This is a genomic window from Chryseosolibacter indicum (assembly GCF_018598585.1).
GTDB classification, from domain to species: domain Bacteria; phylum Bacteroidota; class Bacteroidia; order Cytophagales; family Cyclobacteriaceae; genus Chryseosolibacter; species Chryseosolibacter indicus.
This window is the reverse complement of sequence record NZ_JAHESD010000159.1, coordinates 1-485: the sequence shown is the minus strand read 5'-3', so window position 1 is coordinate 485 and position 485 is coordinate 1. Positions and strand designations below refer to the sequence as shown.

Annotated in this window: 1 protein-coding gene; it reads left to right on the top strand. The window is 39.8% G+C overall.

Annotated elements, in window-relative coordinates; translation table 11 throughout:
• On the top strand, positions 1-418 hold a 418-nt coding region (locus tag KK060_RS24900), incomplete at its 5' end, for a hypothetical protein (RefSeq protein ID WP_254158010.1).
• Positions 419-485: the final 67 nt, after the last annotated feature.

The window sequence follows — 485 nt, the reverse complement described above, 5'->3', positions numbered from 1 at the left end:
CGTTATGGGCAACGCTATGAAACGATTCACGAACGAGATAGACTTAAAGTTAGAGACATTGGCGAGCAAAGTGAATGCTAAAGTGTCCAAAGATCGTCCTGATTACCCTGAACGTCTGCGGACATTTGAAGAACGAAGGATAGATTGGATTGACCACACCATAAATAAAGCGATCATATTTCAACCAAATTTTGAGTCGAAAGGAGTAAACGAAGAGAAATGGACTTTTAGTGTTGCAGCTTGGTATTTTGAAGGGACAACTGATCTGCGATTCTCCGAAGACTTAGTGAAAGAAAAACCCTTTGAATCAATCGCAAATCAATTGGACCGACTTCTAATAGATGCTGTTGACCGTCTTGCGAAAATCAATATGGTAGAATTGGACAGATTGAACAATGAACGTTGGAAAAGATACTAGTCATAGATAACTGAGACGCGCAGCCCATAACAATGCATATAAATCATGCCGGCAGATTTTGATGTTT